The 15,282-nt window shown below is 59.9% G+C and carries 11 protein-coding genes; 4 read left to right on the top strand and 7 right to left on the bottom strand.

Going from position 1 to position 15,282, the window contains the following annotated elements:
* The first annotated feature begins 50 nt into the window (after positions 1–50).
* Both ACK6BI_RS03705 and ACK6BI_RS03700 read left to right on the top strand, forming a co-directional pair.
* Positions 51–425, top strand: a complete 375-nt coding sequence (locus ACK6BI_RS03705; protein ID WP_409316041.1) for a GtrA family protein — start codon at positions 51–53, stop codon at positions 423–425.
* Positions 422–2,137: a glycosyltransferase family 39 protein gene (locus tag ACK6BI_RS03700; RefSeq protein ID WP_409316040.1), complete on the top strand. Its 1,716-nt coding sequence runs from the start codon at positions 422–424 to the stop codon at positions 2,135–2,137. Before ACK6BI_RS03705 ends, ACK6BI_RS03700 begins: the two co-directional genes overlap by 4 nt.
* On the opposite strand, the gene ACK6BI_RS03695 is transcribed toward ACK6BI_RS03700, so the two are convergent.
* Together ACK6BI_RS03695 and ACK6BI_RS03690 are read right to left on the bottom strand one after the other, a co-directional pair.
* Positions 2,046–3,665: an FMN-binding glutamate synthase family protein gene (locus ACK6BI_RS03695; protein ID WP_409316039.1), complete on the bottom strand. Its 1,620-nt coding sequence runs from the start codon at positions 3,663–3,665 to the stop codon at positions 2,046–2,048. The genes ACK6BI_RS03700 and ACK6BI_RS03695 overlap by 92 nt on opposite strands.
* Positions 3,666–3,701: 36 nt before the next feature.
* Complete coding sequence (locus tag ACK6BI_RS03690; RefSeq protein ID WP_409316038.1) at positions 3,702–4,502, bottom strand: response regulator transcription factor; 801 nt, start codon at positions 4,500–4,502, stop codon at positions 3,702–3,704.
* A gap of 125 nt (positions 4,503–4,627) precedes the next feature.
* On the opposite strand from ACK6BI_RS03690, the gene ACK6BI_RS03685 reads away from it, so the two are divergent.
* Complete coding sequence (locus tag ACK6BI_RS03685) at positions 4,628–5,443, top strand: carbon-nitrogen hydrolase family protein (protein WP_409316037.1); 816 nt, start codon at positions 4,628–4,630, stop codon at positions 5,441–5,443.
* Between the two features lie 113 nt (positions 5,444–5,556).
* Positions 5,557–6,882, top strand: coding sequence for an APC family permease (locus tag ACK6BI_RS03680; protein WP_409316036.1), 1,326 nt, complete (start codon positions 5,557–5,559; stop codon positions 6,880–6,882).
* 7 nt (positions 6,883–6,889) lie between these two features.
* Here the strand turns inward: ACK6BI_RS03680 and ACK6BI_RS03675 are convergent, their stop codons facing one another.
* From ACK6BI_RS03675 to ACK6BI_RS03655, 5 genes are read right to left on the bottom strand one after another with little or no spacing between them, the layout of a single operon-like run.
* Entirely contained in the window at positions 6,890–8,293 is a 1,404-nt protein-coding gene (locus tag ACK6BI_RS03675; RefSeq protein ID WP_409316035.1) for an ATP-binding protein, read from the bottom strand.
* Positions 8,290–10,104 (bottom strand): DAHL domain-containing protein, encoded by a 1,815-nt coding sequence (locus ACK6BI_RS03670; protein WP_409316139.1) that lies wholly within the window; start codon positions 10,102–10,104, stop codon positions 8,290–8,292. The genes ACK6BI_RS03675 and ACK6BI_RS03670 overlap by 4 nt, the downstream gene beginning before the upstream one ends.
* The gene (locus ACK6BI_RS03665; protein ID WP_409316138.1) at positions 10,104–11,027 is read right to left on the bottom strand and encodes a cytochrome-c peroxidase; all 924 of its coding nucleotides are present in this window, start codon (positions 11,025–11,027) and stop codon (positions 10,104–10,106) included. Before ACK6BI_RS03665 ends, ACK6BI_RS03670 begins: the two co-directional genes overlap by 1 nt.
* Positions 11,028–11,068: 41 nt before the next feature.
* Entirely contained in the window at positions 11,069–12,943 is a 1,875-nt protein-coding gene (locus tag ACK6BI_RS03660) for an EAL domain-containing protein (protein WP_409316034.1), read from the bottom strand.
* On the bottom strand, positions 12,940–15,213 hold the full coding sequence (locus ACK6BI_RS03655) for an EAL domain-containing protein (protein WP_409316033.1): 2,274 nt from the start codon (positions 15,211–15,213) through the stop codon (positions 12,940–12,942). The genes ACK6BI_RS03660 and ACK6BI_RS03655 overlap by 4 nt, the downstream gene beginning before the upstream one ends.
* Between the last annotated feature and the right edge of the window lie 69 nt (positions 15,214–15,282).

Raw genomic sequence — 15,282 nt, 5'->3', positions numbered from 1 at the left:
ACCTTGCCCTAGCTTGAAAGCCCGTCCATCGCAGACAGCAAGGATTGACGATGAGGATCTTGTGGAAAGGGTTTTCTGCGCAAACAGCCATCGGCCTGGCGGGGACGTTGATTCACTGGCAGCTCTTTTTCGTCTTGATCGGCGCCGTTCAGGCGACGCAGTCAGCGAGCAACTTCGTCGCATTCTGCATCGCCGCCGCCACCTCGTTTTATATGAATGCTCTCTACACGTTCGAGACCGGAACGTCTGTGTTGGCGTACCTGGGGTTCATGGGCGTGATGGGTGTTTTGAGCTATGGCACAGGTGTGGTCGGTGATGCGCGGAGTTTGCCGGCACTGGCGACGGTGTCTATGTTTTCGCTGTTGAATCTGTTGCTGGGGTACTGCTTTTTTCGGTTTGTATTGTTTCGCAGAAACCAGTCATGAACTCTTTCTCGAGAGTTCCCTTGCTCGCTGAATCATACATTTCGATGGTTGATCGGCTAGCGCTTGTGACAGTACTGATCATCGCGTTGGCTTTGCGCTTCTATGGCTTGGAGCGACCTTTTTTCTGGGCTGATGAAGCATTCAGCCTGCGCCTTGGCTCCTTGCCAATTGACCAGATCTGGTACTTCTCAGGTCGTGATGTTCACCCTCCCTTTTATTATTTCGTTTTGCACATCTGGAGTTTGATCTGGGGGGAGAGCCAGTACGCTGCGCGAGCACTGAGCGCAGTTTGCGGTTCTATGGCGGTCGTCTGCAGTGCTTGTTTGGTACGAACCGTTGCAGGGGCGAGGGGAGGTCTTGTTTGCGGTATTCTCTCCGCATTTTTGCCAATAGCCATTCGTTATAGCCAAGAAGCCAGGATGTATGCATTGCTGTCGCTCCTCGTCGTAGCATCAACGCTTGCCTTGGCGGCCTGGGTGAAGAAACCAGAACGTAAAAGATACCTTTGCTGTTATGTTTTTTTTGCAGTGTTATCGATCTATACGCACTATTTTTCTGTATTGGCGATTTTATCTAATTGGATGTTTCTGTGTTGGTTGAGTGGCGGGAGGACTAGTAAGCATAACTATATGATGTATCCAGCCTGGTGGGTGGCTAACGTCTGTATTCTGATTTTTTATATTCCATGGAGTTTACAGCTGCTGCATCTGGTGCATGCGTTTGATCTGATAGGCAGTCATGGCGCATTCAGTTGGATACCAAAAATAACTTTTCAAACGATTCCGTCATTGTTCTGGAGCTTTATTACTCTCCATGACGTGCGAGCGGTAGAGGTTCCAGTCTCCTGGACTCTAACCGTGTTAATACTGTCGCTGTCCTGGTTTATTGTTGTGCGGGACAAGAAACCATTTGCGCTTGGGACCCTGGTTGTAGCGTGTGGTTGGATTCCAGTAGTCGTCTCATTGGTCATCTCAGTCGTGGTTCCTGTATTAACTGCTCGCTATTTGGCCTTTTGTGCCATGTTTTTACCAATGATTGTTGCCGTTGCCATCACTTATTCGAATTTGCGTCATGCGATTGTGGTTGTGGTAGCAGTCGTCGTGGTGTTGATTCAGCTTCCAGGTGTAATCAGTGTTTATCAACAAAGTGATGATTTGAATTTTTCCCGTAACTCAAAAGATTTCCCGATGGAGAGGGTGGCTGAAAAACTAAAGAGTTCAACTGTTTCGGGGGATAGGGTAGTTGTTGGCGGATTGCTGTGGTACTACCCCTTGTGGGCGTATGGGATTACTGATCGAACGACGATGTTGTATGAGCAGGATTGGGTAAATGACACGGCTTCTCGTCCGACAGGTTATGGGCTCCTTTCGTTACTCGATCCTGTGCGTGATGATGTTTTTTTGTACAGTCTTGCCAAACTTTCAAGTGAGGTAAAAAGAGTCTGGTGGATGACTGGGCGTGCGAGTGAAACTTACAATGAAAGCAGTGCAGTTTTTCCAGAGAACTGGGTTCAGGAAGGCGAATGGAAATTTGGTAAGTTGAGACTTCGGCTTTTCAATATAAAAGCACCGCCTGATGAAAGGCGTCAGCCATCAACTGATACTGACGCCTTTCGATACTTTACGCAGCCACCCCATCCTGCGGCTCAAAACTGTCCGCTCGCGCCATCTGCCACATCCGCGAATAGAACTCGCCGTTCACTTCCCCGGTGAGCAACTCTCCCGGTTTCAGGAACACATGCAGCTGCGAGAACAGCTTGATCTCGGTGGCCGACATGCGCCGTACCAGATGCTTGGCCGAGAGTTGCGACGGGTGATCGAGGCCGGCGGCGGCGAGCATTTCCGCCAGTGCCTTGAGCGTATTGCGGTGGAAGTTGTAGACCCGCTGGGCCTTGTCCGGCACCACCAGCGCGCGCTGGCGCAGGGCGTCCTGGGTGGCGACGCCGGTCGGGCATTTGTTGGTGTGGCAGCTTTGCGACTGGATGCAGCCGATGGCGAACATGAAACCCCGCGCCGAGTTGGCCCAGTCGGCGCCGATGGCCAGCACGCTGGCGATGTCGAAGGCACTGACGATCTTGCCGCTGGCACCGAGCTTGATCTTGTCCCGCAGGTTCAGGCCCACCAGCGTGTTGTGCACGAACAGCAGACCTTCGCGCATCGGCACGCCGATATGGTCGGTGAACTCCACCGGCGCGGCGCCGGTGCCGCCTTCCTTGCCGTCGACCACGATGAAGTCCGGCAGAATGCCGGTTTCCAGCATGGCCTTGGCGATGCCCATGAACTCCCATGGATGGCCGAGGCAGAACTTGAAGCCCACCGGTTTTCCGCCGGACAGTTCGCGCAGTTGCCGGATGAAATGCATCATCTCGATCGGCGTGGAAAACGCGCTGTGGCGAGACGGCGAGATGCAGTCCTCGCCCATCAGGATGCCGCGGGTGTCGGCGATTTCCTGGGTGACCTTGTGCTTGGGCAAAATCCCGCCATGGCCGGGTTTGGCGCCCTGGCTCATCTTGATTTCGATCATCCGCACCTGCGGGTTCTGCGCCTGGGCGGCGAAACGTTCCGGGTCGAAACGGCCGTCGCTGGTGCGGCAGCCGAAGTAGCCGCTGCCCAGCTCCCAGGTCAGGTCGCCACCGTGTTCGCGGTGGTAAGGGCTGATGCTGCCTTCGCCGGTGTCGTGGGCGAAATTGCCGAGTTTCGCACCCTGGTTCAGCGCGCGGATCGCGTTGGCGCTGAGGGAGCCGAAACTCATGGCCGAGATGTTGAACACCGACGCCGAGTACGGCTGGGTGCACTGCGGGCCGCCAACGGTGACGCGAAAGCTGTTCGGATCGCTCAACGGCGCTGGGCGCATCGAGTGGCCGATGAACTCGAAGCCGGACTGATACACGTCGATCAGGGTGCCGAACGGTTTGTCGGCGCTTTCGTTCTTGGCTCGCGAGTACACCAGCGAACGCTGGGCGCGGGAAAAGGGCAGGGCGTCGCTGTCGGACTCCAGCAGGTACTGACGGATTTCCGGGCGGATGCCTTCGACCAGATAGCGGATGTTGCCCAGGATCGGGTAGTTGCGGCGCACCGCGTGAGGGCTTTGCATCAGGTCGAACAGACCGAGCAGGCTCAGCACCCCGGTGACGGCAGTGATCGGCCACAGCCAGTCATGGTCGAGAAAGGGCAGGCTGGCGAGAGTGAAAATCACGCAGACGGCAAAGAAGGCGTAGCGGCTCAGGAGTGACAGGCTCATACGGTTTCCTTGGTTCGGACAGATTTTTTGCGGCAGTCAGGCGTTCTGCGCCTGCAGGAAGATCGAAAACAGCTCCGACTGGGATTTGATTCCCAGCTTGCTGTACATGTGTTTCTTATGGACTTTCACGGTTTCAACAGAGATTTCCAGCTTACGGGCGATTTCTTTACTGGAGCAACCGCTGAGCATCAAACGCCCGACATCCAGCTCCCGGGCAGTCAGCTGCGCGCCCTTGAGCTGCTGCACCGACGCTTCGAGCTGTACACGCCAGTCCGGTTGCGCCGGTGACGGGGCTAGGGCGACGATTTCATTGATTTCGTAGGGCAGGCGCTGGCGCAACAGGCCCAGCACCCACGGCTGGATCAATGACAGCAAGGCGATCTGCTCGCCGCTGAAACGCTGCTTGCTGCCCAGTGACAGGCACAGCGTGCGGTCACCTTCGAGCTGGCAATTGAACTGGATTTCGTCGGCCACCACATTCAGACGAAAGTATCGCTGGTAATACTCGGTCAGCTCGAAGTGCTCCGGCGCCACCTCCGACAGGCGATACAACCCGGTGCGCGACTGCTCGCGACAGGCGATGTAGAACGGGTCGAGCAGGTACAGACCGCGCAGATAATCCTGAAACAACTGATCGGGACTGCCGTCTTCGCCGGGGCATTCGGCGAACACCTGCGGGTGGCGGTCGGCGCTGAACAGCAGCGCGACCCAGCTATCGAACGTGACGTACTGGTTCAGCAGGCGCACCAGTTGCGCCCAGAAATTCGGCCTGTCGAGGGCGTCGATCAACTGCCCGACGGCACGGTGCCAGGTGATGTCGTCAAACGAAACGGTCATGCCTCTACCCCTATCGGGTTACCCCGGCCGCGTGATTCCCCGGCCGGTCGAATGGAAAGCATACTGGCCCACAGACAGCCGCCGGGCAATCTTTCCGCCCTTGGCGCTCATCACAAGGACTCCCCATGAAAGTCGAACTCGCCCAACTGGCGGGCCGTGACAAAGACACGGCGTACAACCTCGAACGCGCCCTCGCCGCGATTGCGGCCTGCGCCACCGATACGCAACTGATCGTGTTCCCCGAAACCCACCTGATGGGCTTTCCCACCGCCGACACCGTGGCGCAGATCGCCGAACCGGTCGACGGCCCGACCGTCAGCGCGGTGCAGGCCGCTGCCCGCGAACGCAACCTCGCCGTGGTGATCGGCATGGCCGAAAACGACAACGGCCGCTTCTACAACACCACGCTGCTGGTCACCCCCGAAGGCATCGCCCTGAAATACCGCAAGACCCATCTCTGGGCCTCGGATCGCGGTGTGTTCGAGGCCGGCGACCGTTATGCCACGTGTTTGTGGAATGGCGTGCGGGTCGGTCTGCTGATCTGCTACGACATCGAGTTTCCGGAGTCCGCCCGCGCCCTGGCGCAACTGGGTGCGGAGTTGTTGATCGTGACCAACGGCAACATGGACCCGTACGGCCCGACCCACCGCACCGCAATCATGGCCCGGGCCCAGGAAAACCAGGCATTCGCGCTGATGGTCAATCGCGTGGAAGCGGGGGATGACGGGCTGATGTTCGCCGGCGGCAGTGCGCTGGTGGACCCTTTGGGCACGGTGCTGTTCGAGGCTGGGCGTGAGGAAGGACGGTTCAGTGTCGAGCTGGATTTCGGTCAGCTGGCGCTGGCGCGCAAGGATTATCGTTATCTGGATGATCAGCGGTTGAAGTTGCCGGGGGAGGTGGTTGAACACGCCTCGGGAGTACGTGAGCTGCTGATCCCTTGACCCGTTGTACCTGATCGTTCCCACGCGGAGCGTGGGAACGATCAGCAACACCCAAAACACTCGCCGAACTCGGCCTCTGCCATAAATCCAATAAAATCCGGAGTAAGTCGCCCATGGCTCGTTTGCAACGCACCCTTTCGCTGGGGGCGGTGGTGCTGTTCGGCATCGCCTACATGACGCCGATCATTGTCCTCGGCACGTTCGGCATCCTCGCCCAATCCACCGCCGGCATGGTGCCCGCCGCGTATCTGGCGGCGCTGGCGGCGATGTTCTTCACCGCCATGAGCTATGGCCGCATGGCGGCTGCATTCCCGGTGGCGGGCTCGGCCTACAGCTACGTGCGCAAGGCCATCAGCCCGAAACTCGGATTCATCGCCGGTTGGGCCGTGCTGCTCGATTACCTGTTTCTGCCGATGGCGATCTGGCTGATCGGCGCCGCGTACCTCGCTTCGGCGTTCCCGTTTATCCCGCAGTGGATCTGGGTGCTGGCCTTTATCGGCATCACCAGCGCGATCAACATCATCGGCCTGAAACTGGCCAACGGCATCAACGCCTTGCTGATGCTGGTGCAGTTTCTGGTGCTGGTCGCCTTCGTCGCCCTGTGCGTGCATTACCTCAGTGGCGACGCCGGCACGCCGTTGTGGTCGATCAAACCGTTTTTCAACGGCGACATGCAGATGCCATTGATCATGAGCGGCGCCGCCATCGCCTGTTATTCGTTCCTCGGTTTCGATGCGGTCAGCACCTTGACCGAAGAAACCCGTGATGCACGCCGCACCATCCCCCGGGCGATCATGCTGATCACGCTGATCGGCGGGCTGATTTTCGTCGCTGTGTCGTACTTCGTGCAGGTCGCCCATCCGTCGTTTCAATTCGATAACGTCGACTCGGCGGCCTACGAAATTGCGCGCAACATCGGGGGTGACCTGTTCGTGTCGATCTTCCTGATCGGCCTGATCGTCGGTCAGTTCGCCTCGGGTCTGTCTGCCCAGGCCAGTGGCTCGCGGCTGCTGTTCGCCATGGGCCGTGACGGCGTGTTGCCCAAGTCGTTCTTCGGTACTTTGCACGAGCGTTTCGGCACGCCGGTCAACAGCATTCTGCTGTGCGCCGTGGTGGCCTTGCTGGCGCTGAAACTCGACGTGACCACCTCGACTTCGTTCATCAATTTCGGCGCGTTCCTGGCGTTCAGCCTGGTCAACCTGTCAGTCATCTTTCATTACTGGATCGGTGGCGAGAAGAAAGGCCCGCGCGAATTGATGCTGTTTCTGGTGTTCCCGTTCATCGGCCTGGCGGCGGACCTATGGCTGATGGTCAGTCTCGATCACCTGGCGGTTTACCTGGGCCTGAGCTGGCTGACGATTGGCGTGGTGTATCTGGCAATGCTCACGGGTGGTTTCCGCCGCCAGCCGCCGGAGATGGATTTCCAGGAAGCGAGCTGACCTGACATCACGCCGCAGGCCGGGTCTGGCGCAACGGCAGTTGCACGCGAAACGTGGTGCCGACCCCTGGCGTGCTGCTGACGGAAATGTCCCCGCCGTGCTTTTTCACGATGCCGTAAGACAGGGACAGGCCCAGTCCTGTCCCTTGGCCTACGGGTTTGGTGGTGAAGAAGGGGTCGAAGATTTTCTGCAGGGTGTCGGGCGCGATGCCCGAGCCGTTGTCGGCCACTTCGATGATCGCCGACTCCCCTTGCACAGCGGTGCGCAGGGTAATGGTGCCGCGTTCGGCGCCCATGGCCTGCGCCGCGTTGACCACCAGGTTCATGATGACCTGATTGATCTGCGAGGGCAGGCATTCTACCTCCGGAATGTCCTGATATTCCTTGACCACATCGGCCTTGTACTTGAGTTCGCTGGCGACGATGTTGAGCGTCGAATCGATACCCTGTTGCAGGTTCGCCCATTGCCATTGCTGTCGGGTGTCGACCCGGGAAAAGTCCTTCAGATCCTTGACGATCTGCCCGACCCGGCTGATGCCTTCCTTGGATTCCCGGATCAGCACCGGAATGTCTTCCAGCAGAAAATCCACTTCGAGGTGTTCACGCAGTTGCTGCAGTTGCGCGGCCAGTTCGGCGGGAAGGCTCTGTTCGGCGGTCCGACAGGCGCCGAGCAGGGTCAGCAGTTGCTGAAAGTAGCCGTCGAGGGTGCCGAGGTTGGAAGAAACGAATCCGATCGGGTTATTGATTTCATGGGCGACGCCGGCGGCCAGTTGCCCCAGCGAGGCGAGTTTCTCCGATTGCACCAGTTGGCCTTCCAGTTGCTTGCGTTCGTCGATTTCCCGCTGCAGGGCCTCGCTGGCCTGGCGGAACTGGGCGGTGCGCTGGTCCACCAGGTGTTCCAGATGATGCATTTGCAGCGACGCGCGTTCGGTCATCTGCCATTTGGTCAGCAGGGTGTTGGCCATCTGCTGGACTTCGATGTTGTCGAAGGGCTTTTTCAGGATCAGCAGCCGGTCATGGGCGTGCAGGCGATCGAGCAATTCGTCCCAGGAATAGTCGGAATAGGCGGTGCACACCACCACCTGCAGTTGCGGATCCTGCAGCCACAGTTGCTCGATGGTCTTTGCCCCGTCCCAGCCATCGGGCATGCGCATGTCGACGAAGGCCAGGGCGTAGGGGCATTGCTCCTGCAAGGCCAGGTTGAGTTTGGCCAGGCCTTCTTCGCCGCCATAGGCCGAGTCCAGCTCGAATGCGTCCCGTCGGGGACGGGCGGGAGCACCGAACAGGGCCGCTTCCATTTCATCCAGTTCCACCGACTGCGCCCGGTTGGGCGTCAGGATCTTGCGAAAGTCTTCGTGGATCGACGGCATGTCGTCGATCAGCAGGATGCGGCGGTTCGACAGTTCGCTCATGCGTGCTCCGTTACCTTGATCAGCGGAATCTGCAAGGTGAACAGGGCGCCCAGCCCGGGCCCGTCGCTGTGGGCGGTGAGGTGCCCGTTCATCTCGATGGCCGCCAGGGCGCAACTGTGCAGACCGAAGCCGTGGCCATCCTTGCGGGTGGTGAAACCGTGGGCAAAGATCCGCGTCATGTTCTCCGGGGCGATGCCTTCGCCATCGTCCCTGACGCTGATTTCCAGGAACCCTTCATCGACGATCTTCACCCCCAGGGTAATGGTCCGTGGGCGGTTGCTGAGGTCGGCCATCGCGTACTTGGCGTTGCTGATCAGGTTGATCAGGATCAGCAGCAGGCGGTGCTTGTCACCCATCACCTGGGGCACGTCGGCGTATTCCTTGACGACCGTGACGTGATGCCGGGTGAGCGCCCCGGCATTCATGCGCAGCGCGTCTTCGAGCAGTTCGTTGATGTACAGCGGCTCGGTCATGCTGTTGGCCCCGGCATAGGATTGCTGGGTGGCGACGATGTCCTTGATGTGATCGACGCTCTTGTTCATCTGGGCCAGTTCGTCGGCCATTTCCTGCTGTTCCAGGGCGATGGCGCCTACCAGTTGATTGAGGTAGCCGGGCAAAAGCTTGCCTTTGGCGTCCTCGGTCAGGAACGATCCGAGGTCATGCGGATGTTCGTTGATCAGTTGCATCGCCTTGCCCAGCCCCAGGGCCTTGCTGCTGTGCAGTTTGCGCGAGATCAGATCGGATGAGATGTTCACGCTGTTGAGCACGTTGCCGACGTTGTGCAACACGTTGGTGGCAATCTCCGCCATGCCGGCCTGGCGTGCGGCGTCGAGCAGTTCGCTCTGCGCGCTCTTCAGTTCGCGAGTCCGCTCGTCGACCCGTTGTTCGAGCACATCATTGGCCGTCTGCAACGCCGCATTGACCCGGTTGATCTCGGCGAAGCTGCGAATCAGGCGGATGGCCAGCCACAGCAGCGACAGCATCAGCAGGACAGAAAACAGCAGCAGAAAGAAATGGTACTTCTGGTCGGTTCGTTCGGCCTGCTGCTGATCCAGGTCGAGCATGTTGGTGATGGTGTCCAGGCGCTCGGCCACGGGTATCGCCTCGATCTGATCGAGCAGGTGGTTGACGATCGGTTGTTCGCGCAGGATCAGGGCGATGTGTTCGCTCAGAATCCTGATCGGCATTTGAAAGTTCACCGGCAGGCGTTGCGCATTCACCGCCAGTTTGTTCAAGCCCACTTCAATGTCCGAGGCCTTGTCGTCGGAGGCGACCTGAGCGAACTCCAGGGCGCTGAGCAACAGGTCATAAGTGTCGGTGACAATGTTCTGCAACTGGATCTTGTCGAGGTCGGACAGATTGGCCAGTTGCGCCTGAATGTCATCCTCGGCGCTCGGCAGAAACGCCAGGGAGTTGCGCAACAGCGCGTTGTGCGACTTGAACTGTTCCACCAGTCGGGTCTTTTCCTGCATGGCGTCCAGAAAGCGTCCGCGGGCATGGTCCCATTGCCCGGATTCGTTACTCTGCTGTCCGGGCTCCATGGATTCAAAGCGTGCCCACAGGCGATTGATCTCGTTCATGGGTGAGACCAGCGGGTCGTAATTGTGGGTGATTGCCACCCGGGCCTTGAGGACTTCACTTTCCCACTGCGAATCCTGTTGCTTGATCTGACGGATCAGGTCCCGGGATTCGGTGTAGGTGCCGGTCTGCCCGGAGGTGGATTTAAGGTAGAGAAACACCAGGATCGAGGCCAGCAATACGGCCAGGAGACTGAGCAACAGCAGGCTGCGCCGCCCCGCGACGGTGGTCATCATGGCTGGCCCTCCCAGTGTCCGGTCAGGGTCTTGAGAAATTCGATGATCAGCGCCTTGTCTTCCTCGCTCGGCATGCGCCCCAGCTGATACTGGAACATCACGTCCACGGCCCGTTCCAGAGTGGGCGCCGAACCGTCGTGAAAGTACGGCGCGGTCAATGCGACGTTGCGCAGGCTCGGCACCTTGAACACGGCCCGATCGGTTTGGTCTCCGGTCACGTTGAAGCGGCCCTGGTCGGCCTCCGTCGGTTGGCCACGGTCGGCGATGTAATCGCCGAATACCCCGAACTTCTGATACATGTTGCCGCCGATGTTCACGCCCTGATGGCAGGCGATACAGCCGTAGTCCTTGAAGCGCTGATAGCCGTATTTTTCATCGAGGGTCAGGATGTCGGTGTTGCCTTGCAGGTACTGATCGAAACGCGAACCCGGTGTCAGCAATGTGCGTTCGAAGCTTGTCAGGGCGTTCTGGATATTGGCTTTCGTCACGGCGTCCGGATAGGCGGCGCTGAACGAGCGCTGATAGTCAGGATCGCCGGCAATCCGCTGCACGACGGTGTTCCAGTCGTTGCCCATCTCGTGGGGACTGGTGATGACGACATTGCTTTGTTCCTCCAGCGTCTCCACGCGCCCGTCCCAGAACTGGCGGAAGTTGAGGCTGGCATTGAATACGGTCGGGGTATTGACCGCCACCGGCCGGCCATCGAACCCGAGGGACAGGGCCCGGCTGTCGGCACCGTTTTTATCCAGTTGATGGCAACTGGCGCAGGACAGGCTGTTGTTCACCGACAGCCGTGGGTCGTGGAACAGCCGGCGCCCCAGTTCGACCCGTTCCGGATCCTGCCGCGGTATGTCGGGCAAGGGTTTGAGGGGTTCGTCCAGCGGCGCGGCACCGATGCCGGTGCAGCAAGCGAAAAGCATCAGGCATAGAACACGGCGTGACCGGTACGTCGCCGGCGTGTTCATGTCGCGCTCCATGGGCCGGGCAAGCCGGCAACCAGCAGGCGGGCGAAAGCATCCGCCGGCAGGGCTTTGCTGAAGTGAAAGCCCTGGCCCTCCTCGCAATGGTGCGCTCTGAGAAAGGCCAGCTGTTGTGCGGTCTCCACGCCTTCGGCGATGACGTTCAGGTTCAGGCTCTTGCCCAGGCTGATGATCGCGCCGACCAGCGCGGCGTCGTTGCTGTCATGGCTCAGGCCGCGAATGAACGACTGATCGATCTTCAGGACATCGATGGGGAAGCGTCGCAGATAACTCAGGCTGGAATATCCGGTGCCGAAGTCATCGATGGCCAGCCTGACGCCCAGCACTTTCAAGCGATTCAGAGCGCGCATGGTGGCGTCGACGTTCTGCATCAGTACGCTTTCGGTGATTTCCAGCTCCAGCAGACGGGGATCCAGCCCGGTCTGTGCCAGCACCTGTTCGATGCCCTCGACGAAAAGGCGCTGGCGAAAGTCGATGGCCGAGGTATTGACCGACATGCGGATCGGCGGCAAGCCCGCTGTCTGCCATTCACGGGTCTGTCGACACGCCTCTCCCAGCACCCACTTGCTCAATGGCACGATCAGGCCGCTGTCTTCGGCCACGGGGATGAACTCTGACGGAAACACCCAGCCTTGTCCCGGCTTCTGCCAGCGCACCAAGGCTTCGGCACCCACCACGCGACCGCTGGCCAGATCGATTTTCGGCTGATAGTGCAGGACAAATTCGTGCCGTTGCAGCGCCTGACGAATGCCTGTTTCGATACCTTGCTGTTCCCTGGCGCGCTGGTTCATGGCTTCGATGAAGAAGCTGATCTCGTTCGGGCCGTTTTCCTTGGCGCTGCGCATGGCCGTTTCAGCTTTTTTGATCAGCTCGATGGCCTCCAGACCGTCGTCGGGATAGAGGCTGATGCCCAGGCTGGCGGTGACGCTGAGGTCATGGCCGAGGATCGTTTGCGGAATACGGATGGCCGCCAGCAGTTTTTCGGCGATGCCGTGAGTCTGGTGGGGGTGATCGATGTCGCTGAGAATCACCACGAACTCGTCGGAGCCGTAGCGAAACACCGAGTCGGATTCGCGCACGGTGTTCAACAGTTGCTGGCCGACCCGTTTGAGCATTTCGTCGCCAGCGGGGTGCCCCAGCGCATTGTTGATACGCTTGAAGCGATCCATGCCGAGAAACATCACCACCAGTTGTTTGTCGTGACGCCGGCAGACCGCCAGCGACTGACTCAGGCGGTCCCCCAGCAAGGTGCTGTTGGGCAGGCCTGTGAGGCTGTCGTATTGCAGCAGGTGCGAGACCTTGAGCAATTCATGCACCCGCGCCTCGATGGTTTTTTCGAGGTTGAGCATTTTCAGTGCGGCGTCCTGGGCCAACTGCCATTTCCAGGTCAGGGCATTGGCCATCTGGCGGATTTCCAGTGAATCGAACGGTTTTTTCAGGATCAGCAGTTGATCGCCGAATTCCAGGCGTTCGGCCATGGCCTCCCAGCTGTAGTCGGAGTAGGCGGTGCACAGGGCGATTTGCAGGTTCGGATCGATCGCCCAGAGTTTTTCGACAGTTTCCAGGCCGTCCCAGCCTGGGGGCATGCGCATGTCGGTGAAGGCCAGGGCATAGGGACGGCCTTCGTTCAGCGCGTCCTGCACCAGTTTCAGGGCTTCCTGCCCCTGGTAGGCCGAGTCGAGCTGGAAGGTCAGGTGCGGCGTTTGCCGTGTGCCGAAGAGCGTCTGTTCGAGGCCGCTCAGATCCTTGTCGCTCTCGGTGTCGGGACAGAGGATCTTGCGGAAGTCGGCATGGATCGCCGGCGTGTCGTCGACGATCAGGATCCGCCGGTTGGTCTGGGGAAAAGGCGCTTTCATCCGTCGTCCTCCCCGGGAAACGGGGTGCTCGCGCTCCCGGCCTTCAACAAGCGGGCTGCCTGCTCGGGACTGACGGCTGCACTGAGGCACAAGCCCTGTACGTTTTTCAACGTTGCGCTGGATGCAAGGAGCGCGCCCTGATCCGAAGACTGGATGCCCTCGGCGCTGATGTCGATCGCCAGATCCCGGGCGAAATTGACGATCGCCCGCAATCTGCTGGCCCCCTCATCGTCCTGGGCCGCATTGTCGATCAGGGATTGGGAAAGCTTGAGGTGATTGACCCGGTAGGTCTTCAGGTAATCGAACGATGAATATTCAGTGCCGAAGTCATCGATGGCGATGGTCACACCCAGTTCGCGCAGGCGTGGCAGCGCATCGTTGTGGGTCCATTGGGTCTGGGCCAGTGTGGCTTCGGTGACATCGAAGCGCAGATCCCATGGCGCCAGCTCCCAGCGGGCCGCGATGCGCAGCACGTCATAGATGAGTTCGGGCCCGCTCTTGAGCTGCGCCAGGGAAATCTTGATCGCCATCACCGGCGGTGCCACGCCCTCGTTCTGCCACTGGCGCATCTGCCAGCAGGCCTGATTCAGGATCCAGCGCCCCAGTGGAATGATCGCGCCGGTCTTTTCCGCCGCCGGCACGAAGGCCGATGCCGGCAGCAGGCCGAGCCTGGGATGCTGCCAGCTGACCTGCGCGGCCATGCCCAGAATCCTGCCGCTGTGCAGGTCCACTTCCGGCAGGTAGTCGAGTTTCAGGCCACCCCCGGTGAGGGCCGTCAGCAGTTCCTCGGTCAGGGTCATGCGTTCGGCCACTTCCCGGGTGATTTCCTCGGAATAGAACTGATACTGGTTGCGCCCCGTCTCTTTGGCGCGGTACAGCGCCATGTCGGCGCCGGCCAGCAGACTGTCCGCATCCAGACTGGCGGAGCGGTAAAGGCAGATGCCGATACTGACGGAGATGTGCACGGCGTTGCCCGCCAGGTGATAAGGCTCCAGCAGCGCATCGCGGATCTTGGCAGCAATGGCGGCGGACTGGGTCGGATCACTGACGTCCAGTTGCAGGATCGCGAATTCATCGCCCCCCAGGCGCGCCACCACGTCGTTTTCCCGAACGTTGGACTTGATCCGCCGCGCCACCTCCTGCAAAAGCAGATCGCCGACCGGATGACCGAGGGTGTCGTTGATCCGTTTGAAGTGATCCAGATCCAGATAGAACACCGCGAAGGGCGCCGCTCCCCGGCGGGCAGCGGCAAAGGCCTGGTGCAGGCGCTCGATCAGCGTGGCACGGTTGGCCAGCCCGGTGAGGCCGTCCGTGCGGGCCAGATGGGCCATTTTCTCCTCGGCCAACCGGCGTTCGGTGATGTCGAGGATGATCCCTTCGACTTCCAGCAGGCGGCCATCCTGATCACGCACCGGCACGTAGCGGTTCTCCACCCAGCGCCAGGAGCCGTCACCGGTGCGCAGGCGAAACTCGATCGAAGCGCCCACGGCATCGCGCTCCAGCACCCGGGCCATGGCGGCGTCGACACTGGCCTGATCGTCGGGGTGGATCAGCTTTCGCGCCCAGTTTTGCACCCCCACCAGATCGGCCGCCGCGTGCCCGTAGCGGGTGATGTTGTGGGACATGTACATCAGCGGAAACGACGGCTCGCCGCGCAGCCGGTAGAGGATGGTCGGGCTGTTCTGCACGATGATGTTGGCATCGGACAGCTCGCGCGTGCGTTCCTGCACAGCCTGCTCCAGCAGATTCATCTTCAGCGCGGCGTCTTCGGTCATTTGCCATTTGACGGTCAGGGCACTGGCCATCTGACGGATTTCGATCGCATCGAACGGCTTTTTCAGGATCAGCAGGCGATCGTTCAAGGGCAGCCTGCGGTCGATCTCTTCGAGTGCATGATCGGAATAGGCGGTGCACAGAACCACTTGCAGCTTGGGATCGACCTGCCAGAGCCGCTCGATGGTTTCCAGGCCATCCCAACCCGGCGGCATGCGCATGTCGATGAAAGCCATGGCATAGGGACGAACGGCGGCCAGGGCGGCTTCGGTCTTGTCCAGCGCTTCCCGGCCCTGAAAGGCCGAGTCCAGTTCAAAGGGGGCTATGGATGAGTCCGCCGCGCTGGACGGGGTGCCGAACAGCAGGCTCTCGGTTTCGTCCAGATTGCCGTCCGCAACGCTGGATGGTTTGAGGATTTTTGCATAATCGTCGTGGATCGACGGCGTATCGTCGACGATCAGCACACGGCGATTGACCGGGCCGGGCTGTGCGCTCATGACGCGATGCCTGCGGGTTCACGCACTTTCGTCATCGGGAGCATCCTTTTCCCCTCACTTCAAGCCTGC

This window comes from Pseudomonas sp. KCJK9016, from assembly GCF_046231795.1.
Classification (GTDB): Bacteria; Pseudomonadota; Gammaproteobacteria; order Pseudomonadales; family Pseudomonadaceae; genus Aquipseudomonas; species Aquipseudomonas bananamidigenes.
Note: the sequence above shows the minus strand (reverse complement) of the source record. Positions and strands in the feature narration are given on the sequence as shown.

Coding starts and splice junctions, on each gene's coding strand:
- ACK6BI_RS03695 (WP_409316039.1), bottom strand. CDS start 3,665: ATGAGCCTGTCACTCCTGAGCCGCTACGCCTTCTTTGCCGTCTGCGTG.
- ACK6BI_RS03685 (WP_409316037.1), top strand. CDS start 4,628: ATGAAAGTCGAACTCGCCCAACTGGCGGGCCGTGACAAAGACACGGCG.
- ACK6BI_RS03690 (WP_409316038.1), bottom strand. CDS start 4,502: ATGACCGTTTCGTTTGACGACATCACCTGGCACCGTGCCGTCGGGCAG.
- ACK6BI_RS03670 (WP_409316139.1), bottom strand. CDS start 10,104: ATGACCACCGTCGCGGGGCGGCGCAGCCTGCTGTTGCTCAGTCTCCTG.
- ACK6BI_RS03705 (WP_409316041.1), top strand. CDS start 51: ATGAGGATCTTGTGGAAAGGGTTTTCTGCGCAAACAGCCATCGGCCTG.
- ACK6BI_RS03655 (WP_409316033.1), bottom strand. CDS start 15,213: ATGAGCGCACAGCCCGGCCCGGTCAATCGCCGTGTGCTGATCGTCGAC.
- ACK6BI_RS03680 (WP_409316036.1), top strand. CDS start 5,557: ATGGCTCGTTTGCAACGCACCCTTTCGCTGGGGGCGGTGGTGCTGTTC.
- ACK6BI_RS03660 (WP_409316034.1), bottom strand. CDS start 12,943: ATGAAAGCGCCTTTTCCCCAGACCAACCGGCGGATCCTGATCGTCGAC.
- ACK6BI_RS03700 (WP_409316040.1), top strand. CDS start 422: ATGAACTCTTTCTCGAGAGTTCCCTTGCTCGCTGAATCATACATTTCG.
- ACK6BI_RS03665 (WP_409316138.1), bottom strand. CDS start 11,027: ATGCTTTTCGCTTGCTGCACCGGCATCGGTGCCGCGCCGCTGGACGAA.
- ACK6BI_RS03675 (WP_409316035.1), bottom strand. CDS start 8,293: ATGAGCGAACTGTCGAACCGCCGCATCCTGCTGATCGACGACATGCCG.